Origin of the sequence: Photorhabdus sp. RM96S, assembly GCF_042879335.1 — a bacterium.
GTDB lineage: Bacteria > Pseudomonadota > Gammaproteobacteria > Enterobacterales > Enterobacteriaceae > Photorhabdus > Photorhabdus kayaii.
On record NZ_JBHFKT010000030.1, the window covers coordinates 46,862 to 66,328 of the forward strand.

Below are 19,467 nucleotides of genomic sequence, written 5' to 3' on the forward strand. Positions count from 1 at the left end.
CAATGATTATACCCGCATTAGATTTGATAGATGGCAAAGTAGTACGGTTACATCAAGGGGATTATGCTCAACAACGGGATTATCAACACGATCCTTTGTCCCACTTTCAACAATATGAACAACAGGGAGCAAAATTGCTCCATCTGGTCGACCTGACCGGCGCTAAAGATCCATCCGCCCGCCAGATCCCTTTACTGCGCAAATTACTTGCAGCAGTTTCTATACCTGTTCAGGTCGGCGGCGGCATCCGTACAGAAGAAGATGTGAAAACATTGCTTGATGCGGGTGCCAACCGGATAGTAATTGGCTCTATCGCCATAAAACAACCGGCACTCGTTACCCAATGGTTTAAACGTTATGGTGCCGAAAATATTGTGCTGGCGCTGGATGTTCGTATCAATAATACAGGCATAAAACAAGTTGCCATCAATGGCTGGCGGGAGAATTCCTCCGTCACTCTGGAACAGGTTATTGAGCAATATCTGCCTTGCGGGTTGAAATATGTACTGTGTACAGATATCTCCCGCGATGGCACGCTAACTGGCTCAAATGTCGAATTATATCGGGCAATTTGCCAATACTATCCACAAATCGCGTTTCAGGCTTCGGGGGGCATCGGCACATTGAATAATATCGCTTCTCTGCCCGCCAGCGGCGTAGCCGGAGTTATTATTGGTCGCGCATTACTTGATGAAAAATTTACCCTGAAGGAGGCAATTCAATGCTGGCAAAACGCATAATTCCTTGCCTTGATGTTCGTGACGGGCAAGTGGTTAAAGGCATTCAGTTTCGTCATCACGAAATTATCGGCGATATTGTGCCACTTGCCCAACGTTATGCAACAGAAGGTGCAGATGAACTGGTTTTCTACGATATCACTGCCTCATCTGATGGACGGGTAGTCGATAAAAGTTGGGTCGCCAAAGTTGCGGAGGTGATTGATATTCCCTTTTGTGTCGCTGGTGGTATTAAAACTGTCGAAGATGCAGGGCAAATCCTTTCATTTGGGGCAGATAAAATCTCTATCAACTCTCCTGCACTGGCTGATCCAACCTTAATTACTCGTTTGGCCGATCGTTATGGTGTTCAATGCATTGTCGTAGGGATTGACACCTGGTTTGATGAAAGCACTGGCCGCTATCAAGTTTATCAGTTTACCGGTGACGAAAAACGCACAAAGGCCACTCAATGGCAAACCCTCGATTGGGTAAAAGAAGCGCAACACCGGGGTGCAGGTGAAATCGTACTCAATATGATGAATCAGGATGGTGTCCGCAATGGCTACGATCTGACTCAACTAAAACAGGTGCGTGACGTTTGTCATGTTCCTCTCATTGCCTCTGGTGGTGCAGGCGCACCAGAACACTTTCTTGATGCCTTTAAACAGGCAAATGTCGATGGTGCACTCGCTGCATCTGTATTCCATAAACACATTATTAATATCGGTGAATTAAAACAGTACCTTTCACAACAAGGCGTGGAGATAAGAACTTGCTAACCGCACAACAAATCGAAAAACTGGGTTGGGAAAAAGTCGCTTATATGATGCCGGTTATTGTGCAACATGCTATATCCGGCGATGTCCTCATGATGGGCTATATGAATAAAGAAGCACTGAATATTACTATCAGTTCAGGCAAAATCACTTTCTTTTCCCGCAGTAAACGACGTCTATGGACCAAAGGTGAAAGCTCCGGCCATTTTCTTAATTTGGTCAATATCTATCCTGATTGTGACAACGATACCCTGTTGGCACTCGCAGACCCAATCGGCCCTACCTGCCACTTTGGTACACACAGTTGTTTTGCTCCGGCACAAACTGAATGGGGATTTCTCTATCAGCTTGAAAAATTGCTGGCAAGTCGCAAAACAGCCGACCCTGACCATTCATATACAGCGAAGTTATATGCCAGCGGTACTAAACGAATCGCTCAGAAAGTGGGTGAAGAAGGGTTAGAAACCGCTTTAGCCGCGGCAGTGAATAATAGAGAAGAGCTAACGAATGAAGCAGCAGATCTGATGTATCACCTGATGGTTCTACTACAGGATCAAGAGCTGGATCTGAGTTGTGTCATTCGTCGATTACGGGAAAGATGATATACCCGTCATCTTTCAAGCTGCCTCTTTGTTGGCTGCACTCCCTCCCCCCGGTCACATAGTTTGCTATGCTCCCGGGGATTCGCTCCCTTGCCGCCGCGATGCAACTTGAAATCCATTGGGTATATGCCCGTGATCCACCGCGCTTTTCCGGTAGATAAAAAGGCAAAAACCAATCATACGAAAAACGACTATCAGGCGACATAGACGTCTACGTCGCCTTTTTGACAGCTCCCCGCCCAATTAGGCATAGGTATCTACACGAAATGAACGTTTATAAATCACATGGCCGCTTTAAAGATCGAAACAATTTCTTCATGGGTAGCTTGAGTGGGATTAGTCAAACAACATATATCTTTCAAGGCATTAGTTGCTAACTCTGGTAAATCTTCTAATTTGACATTCAGTTCCGCTAGACCTGACGGAATACCAATATCTTTTGACAACTTACGAATTTCAGCAATACATGCCGCAGCCCCTTGCTGATCATTCATAGCGCTTACATCTACCCCCATCGCAGCGGCAATATCTTTCAAACGACCCGCAACCGCTTTAGCGTTGAACTCTTGAACGTGTGGTAATAAAACAGCATTGCATATGCCGTGTGGTAAATCATAAGTACCGCCCAATTGGTGAGACATGGCGTGTACATACCCCAGTAATGCACTATTAAACGCCATCCCCGCCAAGAATTGTGCATAGGCCATGTTTTCACGTGCTTCTATATTGCTCCCATCTGCAACTGCTTGGCGTAAAGAGTGACTAATCATTGAGATTGCTTTCAATGCACAAGCATCCGTTATTGGGCTAGCCTCAGGAGAAACATAGGCTTCAACCGCATGAGTCATTGCATCCATTCCAGTTGCGGCGGTTAACCCTTTCGGCATTCCTACCATTAATTCCGGATCGTTCACAGACAAAACAGGTGTTATTTTCTTGTCAGCAATGGCCATTTTAATATGGCTTTCAGTATCGGTAATAACACAGAAACGTGACATTTCTGACGCAGTACCCGCGGTAGTATTGACTGAGATTAATGGCAAATACGGTTTAGATGAACGCCCAATACCGACATAATCCCGGATATCGCCTCCATTAGCAGCGACCAACACAATAGCTTTTGCACAATCATGTGGCGAACCACCCCCTAAAGAAATAACGCAATCGCTATTATGCTGACGCAGAATATCCAAACCTTCCTCAACGTTAATTGTCGTCGGATTCGGATTAGTACCATCATAAACCGTACTCTCAATATCAACATCAGATAATAAAGCTTGAACTTTTGCTGCCACCCCAATTTCATTTAAAACACGATCGGTCACAATCAATGCTCGCTTATAACCATCACCTTTCATCGTATTTACCGCTTCAACCAAACAACCCGCACCAAACATATTTACCGATGTCATAAAAAAAGTCGTAGTCATCATTGATAATTCCTTATATTAAAATAGTTTTAGAATGAAAATATATATACCCGTTGTCTTTCAAGTTACCTCTTTGTTGGTTTCACTCACTCACCCCGGTCACATCGTTATCTATGCTCCCGGGGATTCGCTCCCTTGCCGTCGCGATCCATCTTGAAATCCTTAAGGTATAAAAAGTAAAATTTGAAAAATCACCTAATGGAACTACAGATCATTGCTCTTGCAACAAACATAAATAATAGCTCTATTTAAACCATACAATTCAAAAAATATAAATATACCCGTCATATTTCAAGTTGCCTCTTTGTTGGCTGCACTCGCTCACCCCGGTCACATAGTTATCTATGCTCCCGGGGATTCACTCCCTTGCCGTCGCGATGCATCTTGAAATCCATAGGGTATATATCTCGGTAGAGTTAGATAATGTTTATTAAAATAGATATTTGATAATTTTTCCTCTTGGTAATATATGTCATTGGCAATATAATAAATACAATAATCGAGAAGATTAATATATCAATTCACCAAGTCATTATTTAGGAGTTTATTTTGTCCTCTAACGAAATATTTAACCGCCTGACCACATTATTGGATAATCATCATGCTAGCTATCGGGTGATGGAACATTCAACCGCCGGACATTCTGAAGAAGTTGCAAAAATCCGTGGTACACAACTTGGACAAGGGGCAAAAGGATTAGTTTGCCATGTTAAAGGGGAAGGATTCCGCCAATATGTACTCGCTGTACTGCCTGCGGATCAACAAGCAGACCTCTCTTCACTGGCAAAACAGATCGGTGGCAGCCGCGCCTCACTGGCAAGTCCTAAAGAAGTTTTTGAACTGACTCAATGTGTATTTGGTGCTATTCCACCTTTTAGTTTTCATCCAGATCTGAAACTGGTTGCAGACCCTTTATTATTTGAACGTTTTGATGAACTGGCTTTTAATGCCGGTAGCCTTGAACGCTCAGTGATTCTTAACACTCAAGATTACCATCGAATTGCACAACCTGAATTGGTGAGTTTTCGTCGGGTAGAATAAATACCATCGCAAAAAATGATATTTGTCAAATAGCCTATAAAAATAGGCTATTTAAGATAATATTTAAAATATATTCATTTAAATAGTAACTATCCCGCCCCAATAAGTTTATATCATTAGATAAAGTCATTATTATTGCTACATTATATAAACATTAAACAGAGAGGTATAATTATCAAATACCATGAATATCTAATTATTCACTATTGAGCCATATACAAAAAATTATCAATTACATTAGGGGATAATTCACCACCCAAATAAAGGTGTTTCTTGATAGGAATTTTCAATTATTTTTAATTTCAGAAACTTTATTTCAAATATCGGTATAAAATGACATGTCAATTATATTAATGTTGTATTGACAACAATTTAATATGCCTATTCATTATATTTTATTAAATACAAAAACCCACGCTCATTGTATTCTCATATCGCTTTCAACAAGAAAGATGACGTTTTTTTTAAAATAAAGTTTAAGGAATAGAAAAATATGACTAATAAGCTAGTTACAGGTGCAACTTTTTTCGATAGAAAATACTTTCTGGGTGAAGCGCACTATTATCCAGAAAACGATATCATTATTCCATTGCCTTATGATCTCAACGATAGATTCCGTTCAGTAAGAATTGGAACGTTATCAAAAGTCTATGCATGGCGTCATCAGAGTAATTGTGAACCAGGTCAACGCTATCGTGAATGGGAATACGATCACCCAGATATTGATAGAGAAATTAGAGGATTATCTAAGTTTAAAGTGGCACCAAAAGATACCTGCTTGGTTGCATTAAAACTTATTGATGATACTTATTCAGGTATTAAATTCTCAATGTTCACGAATACACATTGCGTGGGCCCAGTTGAAACAACAACTGATGATGATTATGCACTGGTTGGTATATTGCCATTTGAGACTGAGTTAGTCACTGCCATTGCAATAAGAAATACCAGTACTGGAGTATATATCAATAACGGATCATTCTATTTCTATCGTGATGCAAATGGTGTTGTTACTATTGATGAGAAAGCTAATTTCCCTAAAAATCTCAGAATAGTTAATGCAGGTGGCAATCGTTTTGATATTCATATTATCAGTACCGATTTTTCTCACTAATCCGGTCATAATGTAACAATAATTAACCGTCGTTTTCAGACAGGCTACGTTCTGAAAATTTAAGCAACACCGTTGCGGAATATCATCAAAAACCGCAACGGTGTATTCATAAATCAGCAAAAATTTCGGGGTTATATACCCTATGGGTTTCAAGATTATCGCGACGGCAAGGGAGCGAATCCCCAGGAGCATAGCGAACGATGTGACCAGGGTGAGCGAGTGCAGCCAACAAATCCTTAACCATTAGCTAGCCATTCATTGTTATTTATCCTTTTTCTATAAAAATTTATAATCAAAAAGTCAAAAAGTCAAATAGTCAAATAGTCAAATAGTCACTTAATCTTTAAAAAAACATTAAATTAAGATCCACAAGAAATAATTTTCACAAGCTATTTCTTTTGAGATAAATACTTCCATAATGATTAATTTTAAAAATTATAGAAAAACCCAACCATTCCATTATTACATATCTTATTTTAGGTATTTTCATAATATTATTAATAAAAAACAATCTTATAGTATCTATTCAAAACACCAAGCATGAAAAATATTCACAACCAAATTGAATACTAAATTTAAGATAAAAAATTCACTAAAAATATCAAATTTTCACATTTCAATCAGTCAATTTGACTATATTAGTATAATTATAAAAATATTATTCGGTATTTTTTAAACAACTTTACTTTATGTATTTTTATGCTAATTTTAACATTAACCCATAGAATATTATTCTTCTATTGACTGGATATATTGCATCTAAAGATGAGGAATAAATGAATTATCAGTGGGAAATATTACATAGAAAAAATCCAATTTTCACAAATAGTATAAACGAGTCAATACTATATATTTCACATTAATACAATCAGGTATATTACTTACATTAACTTTGAGGAATAGAATAAATGACAAAAGAATTAATTACAGGCGTCACGTTTTTCGAAGAGAAAAACTATCAGGGTAAGTCACATGATTACCCAGAGCTCGATAAAATTATATCGCTCCCTTCCAATCTTAACGATAAATTTCGTTCAGTAAAAATTGGAAAGTTATCAAAAGTCCATGCGTGGCGTCACTATAACGATCCAGAGAGTAAATATTATGAATGGGTAGTCGACAATCCAGATATCGATAAAGAAATTAGAGGGTTATCGAAATTCAGAATTATACAGAAAGATACAAAACTGGTTGCACTAAAAATCATTGATGATACTCATTCAGATACAAAATTCTCTATGACCATTAAGATATTTAATGGAGAAGAAGAGGAAACAATCGACGTTAACGCAACAACAGATGATAATTATACAGTCGTTAACGAACTACAGGTACAGAAAGAGATAGTCACTTCAATTTATGTCAGAGATGTCAACACCGGAGAATATATTGGTAACGGATCATTTTATTTTTCTTATGATGCTATCGGTATCGCAACTATTTATGAAGGTCTCAATTTCCCTAAAAACTTGAAACTGGTTCATGTAGGAAATAATCGTTTTGATTGTCACATTATTAGCACTGATCCTATTGCTTAATTCGGGATTAATGTGACAATCATCACTCTCAGACAAATTATATTCTGAAATTTAAACTACGCCGTTGCGGTATATTTGTTAAAAAACCGCAACGACGTGTTCCAGACGATCGCGGAAATTAAAACCACATCATATCTGATGTAAATTTATCCACTTCCCTGGTCAATCGGTGATAACCGAGCTTACTCCATCCATTCAGTATGGAAAACACCTTCTTTATCAGTACGTTTATAAGTATGAGCACCAAAATAATCACGCTGAGCCTGAATTAAATTAGCAGGCAATACAGCTGAACGATAACTATCGTAGTAAGAAATAGCAGCCGAGAAAGTAGGCGTTGGGATACCATTCTGCACCCCATACGAGACAACATCACGCAGTGCCTGCTGATATTCATCAGCAATTTTCTTAAAGTAAGGCGCCAACAACAGATTAGCAATATCCGCATTTTCGTTATACGCGTCAGTAATTTTTTGCAGGAATTGAGCACGAATAATACAACCCGCCCGGAAAATCCCGGCAATCTCACCGTAATTAAGATCCCACTGGTACTCATCAGATGCCGCTTTCAATTGCTGAAAACCCTGAGCATAAGAGACGATTTTACCCAAATAAAGCGCACGGCGGACTTTCTCAATAAATTCGGCCTTATCACCTTTAAATGGTTGTACATCCGGCCCGCTCAAAACTTGAGCCGCGGCCACTCTCTGATCTTTTAGAGAAGAAATATAACGTGCAAATACCGATTCGGTGATCAACGTCACTGGAATCCCTAAATCCAGAGAGCTCTGGCTGGTCCACTTACCCGTACCTTTATTTGCTGCTTCATCCAAAATCACATCAACCAAATATTGGCCTGCTTCATCTTTCTTATGGAAAATATCAGCCGTGATTTCAATCAAATAACTGCTTAATTCGCCATTATTCCAGTCAGTGAAAATCTCAGATAGTTCTTCATTGCTCAGATTTAGGGCATTTTTCAGTAAAGAATAGGCTTCAGCAATGAGCTGCATATCACCGTATTCAATGCCATTGTGAACCATTTTCACATAATGGCCGGCACCATCCGGGCCAATATAGGCCACACAAGGTTTACCTTCAGCTTTAGCCGCAATCTCTTGCAGAATTGGTGCCACCAATTTATACGCCTCTTTCTGGCCGCCAGGCATAATAGATGGACCTTTCAATGCCCCCTCTTCTCCACCGGAAACCCCGGTACCGATAAAATTAAAACCCTGCGCAGAAAGCTCGCGATTACGACGGATAGTATCCTGAAAATAGGTATTACCCCCATCAATCAAAATATCACCTTTATCCAGATGTGGGGTCAGTGAAGCAATAGTTTTATCGGTTGCTTCGCCAGCCTTAACCATGAGCAGAATACGGCGCGGTTTTTCCAGTGAATCGACAAATTCTTCGACCGTGTAACTTGGAACTAATTTCTTCCCCGGATTTTCGGCGATCACTTCGTCAGTCTTATCACTTGAACGGTTAAATATAGATACGGAATAACCACGGCTCTCAATATTTAGTGCCAAGTTACGCCCCATCACCGCCATACCGACAACACCAATCTGCTGCTTGGACATGAATAACTCCTGTCTGATGATAATTCTGCTCACCAATAACAATAATAATTAGTGTGCAATTTGTTAATGTGATCACATGTTAACTCAGGACGAGTCCTAATGGATAGTTATTGGTGCCATCGATACCGCTACACCCCATTTTTTGGAAAAAACTTCCTCAGATGAAAAATCAACTATTGAAATTTGATGAGTCAATGCCCATTATTCATTATTCGGCATGAGCCGTCATATTAAAAGGTAAAACAAACTGTATGGAATGGATCGCTGATCCGACGATATGGGCTGGACTGGTTACTCTTATCGTTCTAGAAATTGTCCTTGGAATTGACAACTTGGTCTTTATTGCCATTCTGGCAGATAAACTTCCTGAAAAACAAAGAGACAAAGCAAGAATTACAGGTCTAAGTTGTGCGTTACTGATGCGTATCGTACTGCTTTTTAGTCTTTCTTGGTTGATAACGCTAACTCATCCATTAATTACGCTTTGGGAACATCCATTTAGTGCTCGTGACCTAATTATGCTGATAGGTGGCCTTTTCTTACTGTTCAAAGCGACAATGGAGCTCAATGAACGGCTGGAAGGTAAAGATGCCCACTCAGGACAACAACGCAAAACATCTAAATTTTGGACGGTTGTCGTTCAAATCATTGTCCTTGATGCTGTATTTTCATTGGATTCAGTGGTGACTGCTGTTGGTATGGTAGACAACATCGGTATCATGATCGTGGCAGTCACCATTGCGATGTTCCTGATGATACTGGCAAGTAAACCGTTGACCACTTTCGTCAATGCTCACCCGACTATCGTTATTCTCTGTCTGAGCTTCTTGTTGATGATCGGTTTCAGTCTGATAGCCGAAGGTTTTGGTTATCGCATCCCCAAAGGTTACTTGTACGCCGCTATCGGCTTCTCTATTATGATTGAAGCCTTAAACCAATTTGCTCAATTTAACCGCCGCAGATTTCTTACTGCTTCCCGTTCACTACGTGAAAGAACAGCGGAAGCCGTTTTACGTATCCTGAGTGGTAAGCATGAAAATGCAGAATTGGATAATCATACATCCAATCTGATTTCTGATAATCAGGAAGTGTTTGATCCACAAGAACGTCAAATGATTGCCAGGGTTCTGGGCATGGCACAGCGTAACGTTAACAGTATCATGACTTCCCGTCACGACGTGGAGTACCTTGATATTCATGCACCAACCGAAAATTTGACGCAAATACTGAGTAAAAATCCTCACACACGCATTGTGGTAACAGATGAAGATATCAGTGACGAACCATTAGGTGTTGTCCATGTTATTGATTTACTGAATCAACAACTCAACCAACAGCCTTTTGATTTACATTCGCTGATAAAACAGCCTCTGATTTTCCCTGAACAGCTTTCACTACTCCAGGCATTGGAGCAGTTCCGCCAGGCACAAACTCACTTCGCGTTTGTTGTCGATGAATTTGGTTCTGTGGAAGGTGTGGTGACTTTGACCGACGTAATGGAAACTATCGCGGGTAATTTACCGGTAGATGGCGAAGAAACTGATGCCCGCCATGATATTCAAGCGACTGAACATGGTGGTTGGATCGCCAATGGTTATATGCCGCTGGATGATTTGATCCTTTATGTCCCTTTGCAACTGGATGAAAAACGTGAATATCAAACCTTAGCAGGTTTGTTAATGGAACATTCACAACATATTCCACGACAAGGTGAGCAATTACAGATTGATAATTACCTGTTTGAACCGTTGGAAGTGACCAGTCATCGAATTAATAAGGTAAAAATTACCCCTCTGGTGTCAGAGTAAAGAAAATAGAGAATAACCCAGTGTTATTGATCATTCATCGTATCTGCCATCACTGAGTTTTCCCTCTGAAACAAAATAAAACCCGGTCAGTTTAAACTGCACCGGGATTTTTTGGGCCTTTGCTATCAATAATATTATTCATTAATTCAACAGGATTATATTCATATATACCCAATGGATTTCAAGATGGATCGCGACGGCAAGGGAGCGAATCCCCGGGAGCATAGATAACTCTGTGACCGGGGTGAGTGAGTGCGGCCAACAAAGAGGCAACTTGAAAGATGACGGGTATATAACCCTCGCTTAATTACTGCTACGTTCAACCCAATCGTTAATAGCCTGTTTTACCTTGTTCTCCAACTCATTATGCAGCAATTGCTCAATATCCAAATTGTATTGCAGATTACTCCAATTACCGTAAACCCGAAGTGGTACTTTCATTTTTCGCAGACGACTCACCAATTCATTATCCTTGCCCCATCCTTGTGTTATCTGTACTTTTAAAGCGACATCAACATGTTGTTTAAGCAGATTAGTCTTACCCTGCCCATCAATATTCAGCAAATCGGATACCGCATGCAGTCGACTGATTTTTATATCACCTCGATTCAGTACCGCTTTAACATCAAGCTTTTTAGCGCGGGTGAAATTATCCATATTATCAGGGATATTCACTTTATCCGTTGCACGAGCAACGGATTGCTGGATTAATTGGGGGATATTTAATCCATACATTTTGGCATTAACTAAACTGAAATTAAGATCACCCTGCCAAATATGCGAAATCGCATAACCATCATATCCTTTACCAGAAAGATCCCCATTCAGATCGAATTTACCACTAAATGCCGGTGGTAAGGAAAAGGCTTTGAGTACGGGTTCCAGTTCTATATTCCGCAGTAAAGGTTTTGCGTGTAACTTAAGTTGATTACCCGTTGCATCTAAAATAACCGGAATAGAGAAATCACCACCAAATAATTTGCCATTCAGAGTAGAAATTTCAGCAGTACCACTATTATTTGTCGCTTTCAATATCAGATTATCGATCTCCATTCCTCGATAAACAAATTTGTCCGCATTAATAGTCAGATTGGCGTTAAAGTCATTTAGAAATGCAGCGCTATAATCAGGCGGGGCAGAGCTTGAAACGGCGATTACCGGTTTAGCTGAACTATTCTCTATCCGATAATAACGTTTAACTTCTGAACCCTCTTTAGGAAGCAAGTCCCATCCTATCAGATTATCTAAATTCAGTTTTTGGGAAGATAAATCGATCCGATAATCCGCATGAGCCCCCAATATTGCTTTTATACTGCCATGCAGTTCACTCTCATTAGCGGTGAAACTTAGCGTCTGTAAAGAAATTGTTTGCGGTCCATCTGTCGTCTCTTTTTGATAAACAGCATGTACTTTTCCTGAACCACTAATTCCTCCCGTAGGTATACCTGCGCCCTGGAGTTGGTAATCAAAGGAGTCAATATTACCCGCAACACGATATGGATAATCAGTAATATCGACATCTGCATTAAGATTAAAAGCCAAGTCTTGCTGATTCTTACTGACTTTGCTACTTAACTCTACGTTGATATGGTTTTGGTTATCTCGCTCCATTAGCAGATTAATATCGCGGACATTTAACTGCTCATGATCATCTCGCTGCCAAATAAGCAAACTATCCGCGACCTTAATTCTGGCGATATCAAGCTTCCAACCCTCACCCTTCGCAACAGAGTTGGCTGTACTCCCTGTTGGTGCAATAGGGCTATTCTCTTTTTTCTGCGACTGGCTCTCCGGGGTTACTCTCAATATCGCCCCTTTCAACATCACCTCTTTAACTGCAAGCTGATGAGAAAGAAGCGGCCACAACTCCACATCAAGACGCATATTTTCTGCCGTCACTATTGGTTGAACCGCTCCTGGGGCCGTTAATGACATACTCCCGGTAATGATGCTCAATTTCGGCCAGACATGCCAGCGCATACCATCTTGCAGGACGAGTTGGTAGCCACTCTTCTTTTGCACCTGCTTGACCATATAAGCCCGAAAGTCATTTGGGTTTACTAACATGACTAATGCTGCCAGACCGGTAATAATCACAACCAGCAAAATAATCAGTGTCGTCAGCAATCTCTTCATGACTTCCTCAGCTTTTTTTGTCAAAACAGTCAATGCAATTCAATAGCCGATAAAAATGTTAATCTTCATCAATACGGCTACCCACCGCACCCTGTTGGTTTTTATATTTCGCATCTTGACGACGGTTATATGGACGGTCAGCGGAACCAGACAATGGCTCAAAACTCAAAGCACCGATGACCATACCCGGACGTAACGCCAGAGGCAATTTACCAGAGTTATAGAATTCAAGAACAATTTGACCATGCCAGCCCGGATCAATCCGGTGTGCTGTCACGTGTACCATCAACCCAAGACGAGCAAGAGAAGAACGGCCATCAAGCCAGCCCACCAAATCATCCGGCAATGTGACAGATTCCAGCGTAACGGCCAATGCCAACTCGCCAGGATGGAGGAAAAAAACCTCATCGTCAGACAGAATTATTTCATCACTCATCACACGATCAAGCGCAGCACTGACCTCATCTTTCGGACCACTCAAATCAATATATGCCGCAGTATGACCACAGAAAACACGAAACTGATTCCCAAGGCGCACATCCGCAGTTGCCCCGTTAATGCGTTCAATCGGCGGACGTGGAGTAATGACCAATTTACCTTCATCAAGCCATTTAATAATGTCGCGGTCACAGAGTCGCATTATTTCCTCTCCAATACGATGCTGCTTATCAATTCAATGACTGACAAGCAAAGTTTTATACCCGTTATCTTTCAAGTTGCCTCTTTGTTGGCTGCACTCACTCGCCCCAGTCACATCGTTACCTATGCTCCCGGGGATTCGCTCCCTTGCCGTCGCGATGCATCTTGAAATCCATAGGGTACATTATTCGCAGAACTGACCAATTTTGGCTTTCAATATATCAATTGCTACTCGGTTTTTACCCCCGCGCGGCACAATAATATCTGCATATTGCTTTGATGGTTCAATAAATTGCAGGAACATTGGACGCACAGTTTTATGATATTGCTCAATAACCGAATCCAGAGAACGCCCCCGTTCATGCACATCCCGCTTAATACGACGCATAAGGCAAATATCCAGTGGCGTATCAACAAAAATAGAGAAGTCCATCTCCTGGCGCAAGCGCTTATCGGTCAATAATAGAATACCTTCCAGAATAATAACCCTTTTCGGTGCAAAATGAATCGCTTCTGGTTTACGAGTATGAACAACATAATCGTATTGTGGTAATTCAATTGATTCACCCATTTTCAGCGCTTGTAGGTGAGAAAAGAGCAGATTGTGATCCATTGAGCTTGGATGGTCATAATTAGTCTTATAACGCTCTTCCATTGATAGATCGCTCTGATCTTTATAATAGCAATCCTCTGGTATAATACCGATATTGTGATCACCAACTTGAGCGCGTAATTCACGATAAAGTGTATTAGCAATGAGACTTTTACCTGAGGCAGATGCACCAGAAATTCCTACAATTGTGCACTGATATGCTTCGTCAGCCATAATAGAGATAACCTGATTCTAGAAAAAAATGGGAACAAAGCACTTATGAGGGCTTTGTTTGGCGAGATTATAGGGAGTTAATGGTATCTGTTCCAGTGTAAACAAGAGAAGTCTCACTTTTTTCGAAGCGTTTCGCATAAAAATCATGTAACGAAGGAAATCGAACAAGCATATTTCTCCCCACACAAAATCTCCCCATACAAAAAGCGGGCAATGAAAACATCCACCACCCGTTATCATCAATCAAATACTTGCATTAAACAGCACGGAACGAAATTTCTGTTGGTATCTTCTCACCTTGCCAATACATCTGTGCTGAAATATTCGCGGCAATTTCGCGATAAATATCGGTAAATTCACTATCAGGATTACTGATAACGGTTGGCTGACCACGATCAAGATCTTCACGCAGTGAAATATGCAGCGGGATTTGTCCCAATAATTTACAGTGATATTTAGCCACCAATTTTTCTGCCCCACCCGTACCAAAAATAGGTTCCAGATGACCACAGTTACCACAAATATGCGTACTCATATTTTCAATAATACCCAATACAGGCACCTTCACTTTCTGGAACATGACGATACCTTTCATTGCGTCAATTAAGGCAATATCCTGAGGCGTTGTTACCACTAGCGCCCCCGTTACTGGGATGTTTTGTGACAAAGTGAGCTGAATATCACCGGTTCCTGGTGGCATATCGATAACCAGATAATCAAGATCCGGCCATAATGTATCCTGTAACATCTGCATCAATGCTTTACTAGCCATTGGGCCGCGCCATACCATTGCATTGTCATCTGTTACTAAATAACCAATCGAGTTAGTGGCAAGGCCATGAGTCATAATCGGCGCCATATGCTGCCCGTCCGGGGAAGTTGGGCGCTCTTTGGTGGTTCCCAACATACTCGGAACAGAAGGACCGTAGATATCTGCATCCAGAATACCGACTTTTGCCCCCTCCTGAGCCAATGCCAGCGCCAGGTTTACGGCAGTGCTGGATTTACCCACCCCACCTTTACCCGAGCTGACAGCCAAAATATTGCGGACACCATTAATTCCCGGCAAATCATTAGCGCGACGTAATGTGCTGATATCATGGATCAATTTCCACGCCACTGATTTTGCACCCGTTACCGCCTGTAATTTTTCCGTTGTCGCCGCTTTTAACGCCTTAAAACCGCTTTGCCAGACAAACGGCATCAGTAATTCAATGTGCAAGACACCATCAAGCATCGTGCAATGATGTAGGGCCTTCAATGTTGTCAAATCACGTTCCAGTGTCAGGTGTGTAAAAGTAGCAAGTATTTTTGTTACCTGAGATTTCAGCAGGTCAGGATTGGTCTGCTCGGGGGATTGTGAGTTCATCCCGGCTCCTTTAATGATTATCATTAGCTAAAAACCATCTCTCCATCATAACAGAACCCAATGCGTTCGGATAAAATTAGCGACAAAAACCCGCTGCCCGCTCACTGATTCAATTTTTATCCATTGACAGCCTCTAAAATATTCAGGTTCTAAAACGTATTGGATAAAACTCACTAATATTAAACCTTACCCTAGCGACAATTTTTTTGATCGGTTAACATCAAACTTCCTTTTTCACTTATTGGAAGTCAGATCCTTACTATGTCTCAAGTCGCAAAAAAATTATTGGTAACGTGCGCGTTGCCATATGCTAACGGTCCAATCCATCTCGGTCACATGCTGGAACATATCCAAGCAGATATTTGGGTCCGTTTTCAGCGAATGCGCGGCAAAGAGGTTCACTTTATCTGTGCCGATGACGCTCATGGAACACCAATCATGCTGAAAGCTCAGCAAATGGGTATTGCTCCTGAAGAGATGATCACAACGGTGAACCAAGAGCATCATCAGGATTTTACTGGCTTTTCAGTGAGCTATGATAACTATCACTCTACGCATAGCGAAGAGAACCAAACGTTATCAACCAAAATCTATCTCGAACTGAAAAAAAACGGTCATATTAAAAATCGTACTATTTCTCAGTTATATGATCCTGAGAAAAATATGTTTCTGCCGGATCGCTTTGTGAAAGGTAGCTGCCCGAAATGTAAGGCAGAAGATCAGTATGGCGATAACTGTGAAGTTTGCGGATCAACCTACAGCCCAACTGAGCTACTCAACCCTCGCTCTGCTGTCTCCGGCGCGACGCCAGAAATGCGTGAAACAGAACACTTCTTCTTCGATCTGCCCGCATTCAGTAACATGTTGCAAGCCTGGACCCGCTCCGGCGCATTACAGGAACAAGTTGCTAACAAAATGCAGGAATGGTTTGAATCCGGTTTACAACAGTGGGATATCACCCGTGACGCCCCCTATTTCGGTTTTGAAATTCCTGATGCACCGGGAAAATATTTCTATGTCTGGCTGGATGCTCCTATCGGCTATATGGGTTCTTTCCAAAACCTGTGTGATAAACGCGGAAATCTGAGCTTTGATGAGTTCTGGGCAAAAGATTCCACCGCCGATCTGTATCATTTTATCGGTAAAGACATTGTTTATTTCCACAGCCTGTTCTGGCCTGCCATGCTGGAAGGCAGCGGTTACCGTAAGCCAACCAACGTGTTTGTTCACGGCTATGTCACCGTCAACGGTGCGAAGATGTCCAAATCCCGTGGTACTTTTATTAAAGCCAGCACGTATTTGGATCATCTAGATGCAGACTGTTTGCGTTATTACTATGCAGCCAAACTCTCTGCTCGCATTGATGATATTGATCTAAATCTGGAAGATTTTGTTCAGCGTGTTAACAGCGATATCGTTAATAAAGTTGTTAACCTGGCCTCCCGTAATGCAGGCTTCATTAATAAACGCTTTAACGGCAAGCTGGCGGATAAACTGGCTGATCCGGCGCTTTACCAACAGTTTATTGATGGAGCAAAGGTGATTGCAGAAGAGTTTAATAACCGCGAATTCAGCAAAGCAATCCGTGAAATCATGGCACTGGCTGATTTGGCAAACCGTTATGTGGATGAGCAAGCGCCGTGGGTGGTGGCAAAAGAAGCAGGCCGTGATGCCGATCTTCAAGCTATCTGTTCAATGGGCATCAACCTGTTCCGCGTTTTGATGACTTTCCTGAAACCCGTTTTACCAAGTCTGGCAGAACGCGCAGAAGCTTTCTTAAATACAGAACTCACCTGGCGTGGTATTGAACAGCCGCTGCTGGATCATCAAGTTTCTACCTTTAAGGCCCTATTCAATCGCATTGATATGGATAAAGTGGACGCTATGGTTGTGGCATCTAAAGAGAGCATCAACACACCACAAAAAGTCAGCGGTCCACTGGTAGAAGATCCAATTCAGGACACCATTACCTTTGATGATTTTACCAAAGTTGATATGCGCGTCGCCCTTATTAAACAGGCTGATTTTGTCGAAGGCTCAGATAAGTTGCTGAAACTGATGCTGGATCTTGGTGGCGAAACTCGCCAGGTATTTTCGGGTATTCGCTCCAGTTATCCTGATCCAAAAGCACTGGAAGGCCGTTTAACCATTATGGTTGCTAATCTGGCACCACGCAAAATGCGCTTTGGTATTTCGGAAGGGATGGTTATGGCCGCCGGACCTGGCGGAAAAGATATCTTTTTACTCAGCCCTGACAGCGGCGCCCAACCCGGTATGCAAGTGAAATAATAGTTAATTTATTTCATTAATATTTTTACCCACGGGGATCAGTAATGGTCCCCGCTTTATTTTAATGTGAGCTTTGACATCCTTGTATCTTGGATTTATCCAGAGCATCACTTTCAACATGCCAGCGAGCAAGGCGTGAAAGTTGCCAGTAAATTAGAGTCTTCATTTCAAAATACTTGCTGCTTATCAGTAGGGACTATTACTGGGGCGACTGGTATCCAGCTTGTGTCTTAAGAATCGGTTTTCTGGGCAAACTTTTTCGTTAATTGTCGAACAAGGGCCGATAGAAGATAGATCTGCACCTGGATTTTTTAGCTGTTTTGTGTTGAACAAATCAACTACCGTACCTTGGTTTTGATCCTCTTTTATTGGTTAATTATATGTATATGTGACATGGAAAATTTCCATCTCCAGTATCCACTTTAGATTTTCTTCAATAAAAAGTAAGTTCAAAGTAGTTAATAAAATTATCACTAGTTATAGTGAGATAATTCAGTTAAATTATCATCGAATTTAGAATAGAATTGAAGTAAATCAATGTGTAGGAAAATTATTAGGAGGTTAGTATGGCCATACCGGCATATATATGGTTGCAAGATGATGGTGGTGCAGACATTAAGGGATCTGTCGATGTACAAAATCGCGAGGGTAGCATTGAAATCCTGAGTTTTAACCATAGTCTATATATTCCCACTGATAGTAGTACAGGAAAACTAACGGGTACCAGAGTACATGGTTCAATGAGTTTCGAAAAAGAATTTGATCGGGCATCTCCATACCTTTATAAAGCTGTTGCCACTGGACAGACGTTACAATCTGCCAATATCAAATGGTACAGAATAGACAATGCAGGTCAGGAAGAGGAGTATTTCCATATCCTTATGAGCGGAGTGAAAATTGTTTCAATTTCTCCAGTAATGCATAATATAAAAGATCCATCTTATCAACATCTTAATCATCTAGAATCCGTTGAAATCAGATACGAGAAAATTACGTGGAAATACCTTGACGGTAACATCATTTACTCTGATTCGTGGAAAGAGCGCTAAGAAATAACGCCGGAATATCCGGCATTTTACCGAAGTCTATTAAAGATCCGACTGGCGATTTTGTGTATAATTAGAGCTATCATTAAGAGTGCAAAGATGTCTATAAACAATTCAATCCAGCTATCCTCGTAATTTCCTCCTAACCAACCCAAATTTATCCTATTCAGGAAACGTTCTACCACACGATACACCTGATAAACAGCCAAGTTTAACGGAGTAATGAGCCGGAACGCTAGCAGTGCGATCAACAGGCATAGTAAATAACCAAAAAAGCTAAGAAACTTTACACGCACCAAAATTTGTATTCCCCGTAACATCAACTCTATCGTATGCCATCAATGAGCTGCCCGGTACTTTAAACTTATGGGTACGGAGCAGAGCGTTTCGTACGATATTAAAGTCAGAAACACGATAAAAGGTGATACATCCCCCAGGGCTAACGCATCAAAGCTCATTATATAAACAAACTCAAGGATTCGAATAAATAATCATCATTTAAACAACAGAGCCTGCGTTTATTTTCCATGCTTAACTTACGGGAT

17 protein-coding genes are annotated in these 19,467 nt (G+C 41.1%); 10 read left to right on the forward strand and 7 right to left on the reverse strand.

Annotated elements, in window-relative coordinates; all coding sequences use genetic code 11:
- The first annotated feature begins 2 nt into the window (after window positions 1-2).
- The 3 genes from hisA to hisIE are packed head-to-tail and all read left to right on the forward strand — an operon-like array spanning window position 3 to window position 2,097.
- Window positions 3-740, forward strand: a complete 738-nt coding sequence (hisA, locus tag ACGF49_RS17360; RefSeq protein WP_113042199.1) for a 1-(5-phosphoribosyl)-5-[(5-phosphoribosylamino)methylideneamino]imidazole-4-carboxamide isomerase — start codon at window positions 3-5, stop codon at window positions 738-740.
- Window positions 722-1,498: an imidazole glycerol phosphate synthase subunit HisF gene (hisF, locus tag ACGF49_RS17365; protein ID WP_113024900.1), complete on the forward strand. Its 777-nt coding sequence runs from the start codon at window positions 722-724 to the stop codon at window positions 1,496-1,498. Before hisA ends, hisF begins: the two co-directional genes overlap by 19 nt.
- Window positions 1,492-2,097, forward strand: a complete 606-nt coding sequence (gene hisIE / locus ACGF49_RS17370; protein WP_113042198.1) for a bifunctional phosphoribosyl-AMP cyclohydrolase/phosphoribosyl-ATP diphosphatase HisIE — start codon at window positions 1,492-1,494, stop codon at window positions 2,095-2,097. Before hisF ends, hisIE begins: the two co-directional genes overlap by 7 nt.
- On the opposite strand, the gene ACGF49_RS17375 is transcribed toward hisIE, so the two are convergent.
- Both ACGF49_RS17375 and yiaY read right to left on the reverse strand, forming a co-directional pair.
- Window positions 2,072-2,302, reverse strand: a complete 231-nt coding sequence (locus ACGF49_RS17375) for a hypothetical protein (RefSeq protein ID WP_125026222.1) — start codon at window positions 2,300-2,302, stop codon at window positions 2,072-2,074. The genes hisIE and ACGF49_RS17375 overlap by 26 nt on opposite strands.
- A gap of 76 nt (window positions 2,303-2,378) precedes the next feature.
- Window positions 2,379-3,530: an L-threonine dehydrogenase gene (yiaY, locus tag ACGF49_RS17380; RefSeq protein WP_113042197.1), complete on the reverse strand. Its 1,152-nt coding sequence runs from the start codon at window positions 3,528-3,530 to the stop codon at window positions 2,379-2,381.
- A gap of 546 nt (window positions 3,531-4,076) precedes the next feature.
- Between yiaY and ACGF49_RS17385 the strand changes: the two genes are divergently transcribed.
- From ACGF49_RS17385 to ACGF49_RS17395, 3 genes are all read left to right on the forward strand, one after another.
- Complete coding sequence (locus ACGF49_RS17385; protein ID WP_113042196.1) at window positions 4,077-4,568, forward strand: YbaK/prolyl-tRNA synthetase associated domain-containing protein; 492 nt, start codon at window positions 4,077-4,079, stop codon at window positions 4,566-4,568.
- A 493-nt stretch (window positions 4,569-5,061) separates the two neighbouring features.
- Window positions 5,062-5,682: a beta/gamma crystallin domain-containing protein gene (locus tag ACGF49_RS17390; RefSeq protein WP_113042195.1), complete on the forward strand. Its 621-nt coding sequence runs from the start codon at window positions 5,062-5,064 to the stop codon at window positions 5,680-5,682.
- Window positions 5,683-6,590: 908 nt separating this feature from the next.
- Window positions 6,591-7,220: a beta/gamma crystallin domain-containing protein gene (locus ACGF49_RS17395; RefSeq protein ID WP_113042194.1), complete on the forward strand. Its 630-nt coding sequence runs from the start codon at window positions 6,591-6,593 to the stop codon at window positions 7,218-7,220.
- Window positions 7,221-7,402: 182 nt separating this feature from the next.
- Here ACGF49_RS17395 and gndA read toward each other — a convergent pair whose 3' ends face one another.
- On the reverse strand, window positions 7,403-8,809 hold the full coding sequence (gene gndA, locus ACGF49_RS17400; protein WP_113042193.1) for an NADP-dependent phosphogluconate dehydrogenase: 1,407 nt from the start codon (window positions 8,807-8,809) through the stop codon (window positions 7,403-7,405).
- A gap of 251 nt (window positions 8,810-9,060) precedes the next feature.
- On the opposite strand from gndA, the gene ACGF49_RS17405 reads away from it, so the two are divergent.
- A complete protein-coding gene (locus ACGF49_RS17405) occupies window positions 9,061-10,617 on the forward strand; it encodes a TerC family protein (protein ID WP_228901335.1) in 1,557 nt (518 codons plus the stop codon).
- 303 nt (window positions 10,618-10,920) lie between these two features.
- On the opposite strand, the gene asmA is transcribed toward ACGF49_RS17405, so the two are convergent.
- From asmA to apbC, 4 genes are all read right to left on the reverse strand, one after another.
- The gene (asmA, locus tag ACGF49_RS17410) at window positions 10,921-12,753 is read right to left on the reverse strand and encodes an outer membrane assembly protein AsmA (RefSeq protein ID WP_228901337.1); all 1,833 of its coding nucleotides are present in this window, start codon (window positions 12,751-12,753) and stop codon (window positions 10,921-10,923) included.
- Between the two features lie 58 nt (window positions 12,754-12,811).
- Window positions 12,812-13,393: a dCTP deaminase gene (gene dcd / locus ACGF49_RS17415; RefSeq protein ID WP_113042190.1), complete on the reverse strand. Its 582-nt coding sequence runs from the start codon at window positions 13,391-13,393 to the stop codon at window positions 12,812-12,814.
- A gap of 183 nt (window positions 13,394-13,576) precedes the next feature.
- Window positions 13,577-14,218: a uridine kinase gene (gene udk, locus ACGF49_RS17420; protein WP_113042189.1), complete on the reverse strand. Its 642-nt coding sequence runs from the start codon at window positions 14,216-14,218 to the stop codon at window positions 13,577-13,579.
- A gap of 256 nt (window positions 14,219-14,474) precedes the next feature.
- Window positions 14,475-15,587 (reverse strand): iron-sulfur cluster carrier protein ApbC, encoded by a 1,113-nt coding sequence (gene apbC, locus ACGF49_RS17425; RefSeq protein WP_113042188.1) that lies wholly within the window; start codon window positions 15,585-15,587, stop codon window positions 14,475-14,477.
- Between the two features lie 261 nt (window positions 15,588-15,848).
- On the opposite strand from apbC, the gene metG reads away from it, so the two are divergent.
- From metG to ACGF49_RS17440, 3 genes are all read left to right on the forward strand, one after another.
- Window positions 15,849-17,876: a methionine--tRNA ligase gene (gene metG / locus ACGF49_RS17430; RefSeq protein WP_113042187.1), complete on the forward strand. Its 2,028-nt coding sequence runs from the start codon at window positions 15,849-15,851 to the stop codon at window positions 17,874-17,876.
- A 223-nt stretch (window positions 17,877-18,099) separates the two neighbouring features.
- A complete protein-coding gene (locus ACGF49_RS17435) occupies window positions 18,100-18,234 on the forward strand; it encodes a type I-F CRISPR-associated endoribonuclease Cas6/Csy4 (RefSeq protein ID WP_157852127.1) in 135 nt (44 codons plus the stop codon).
- A 208-nt stretch (window positions 18,235-18,442) separates the two neighbouring features.
- Window positions 18,443-18,925 carry an Hcp family type VI secretion system effector gene (locus ACGF49_RS17440; RefSeq protein ID WP_058589258.1) on the forward strand — a complete coding sequence of 161 codons (483 nt, stop codon included), beginning with the start codon at window positions 18,443-18,445 and terminating at the stop codon, window positions 18,923-18,925.
- Window positions 18,926-19,467 lie beyond the last annotated feature (542 nt).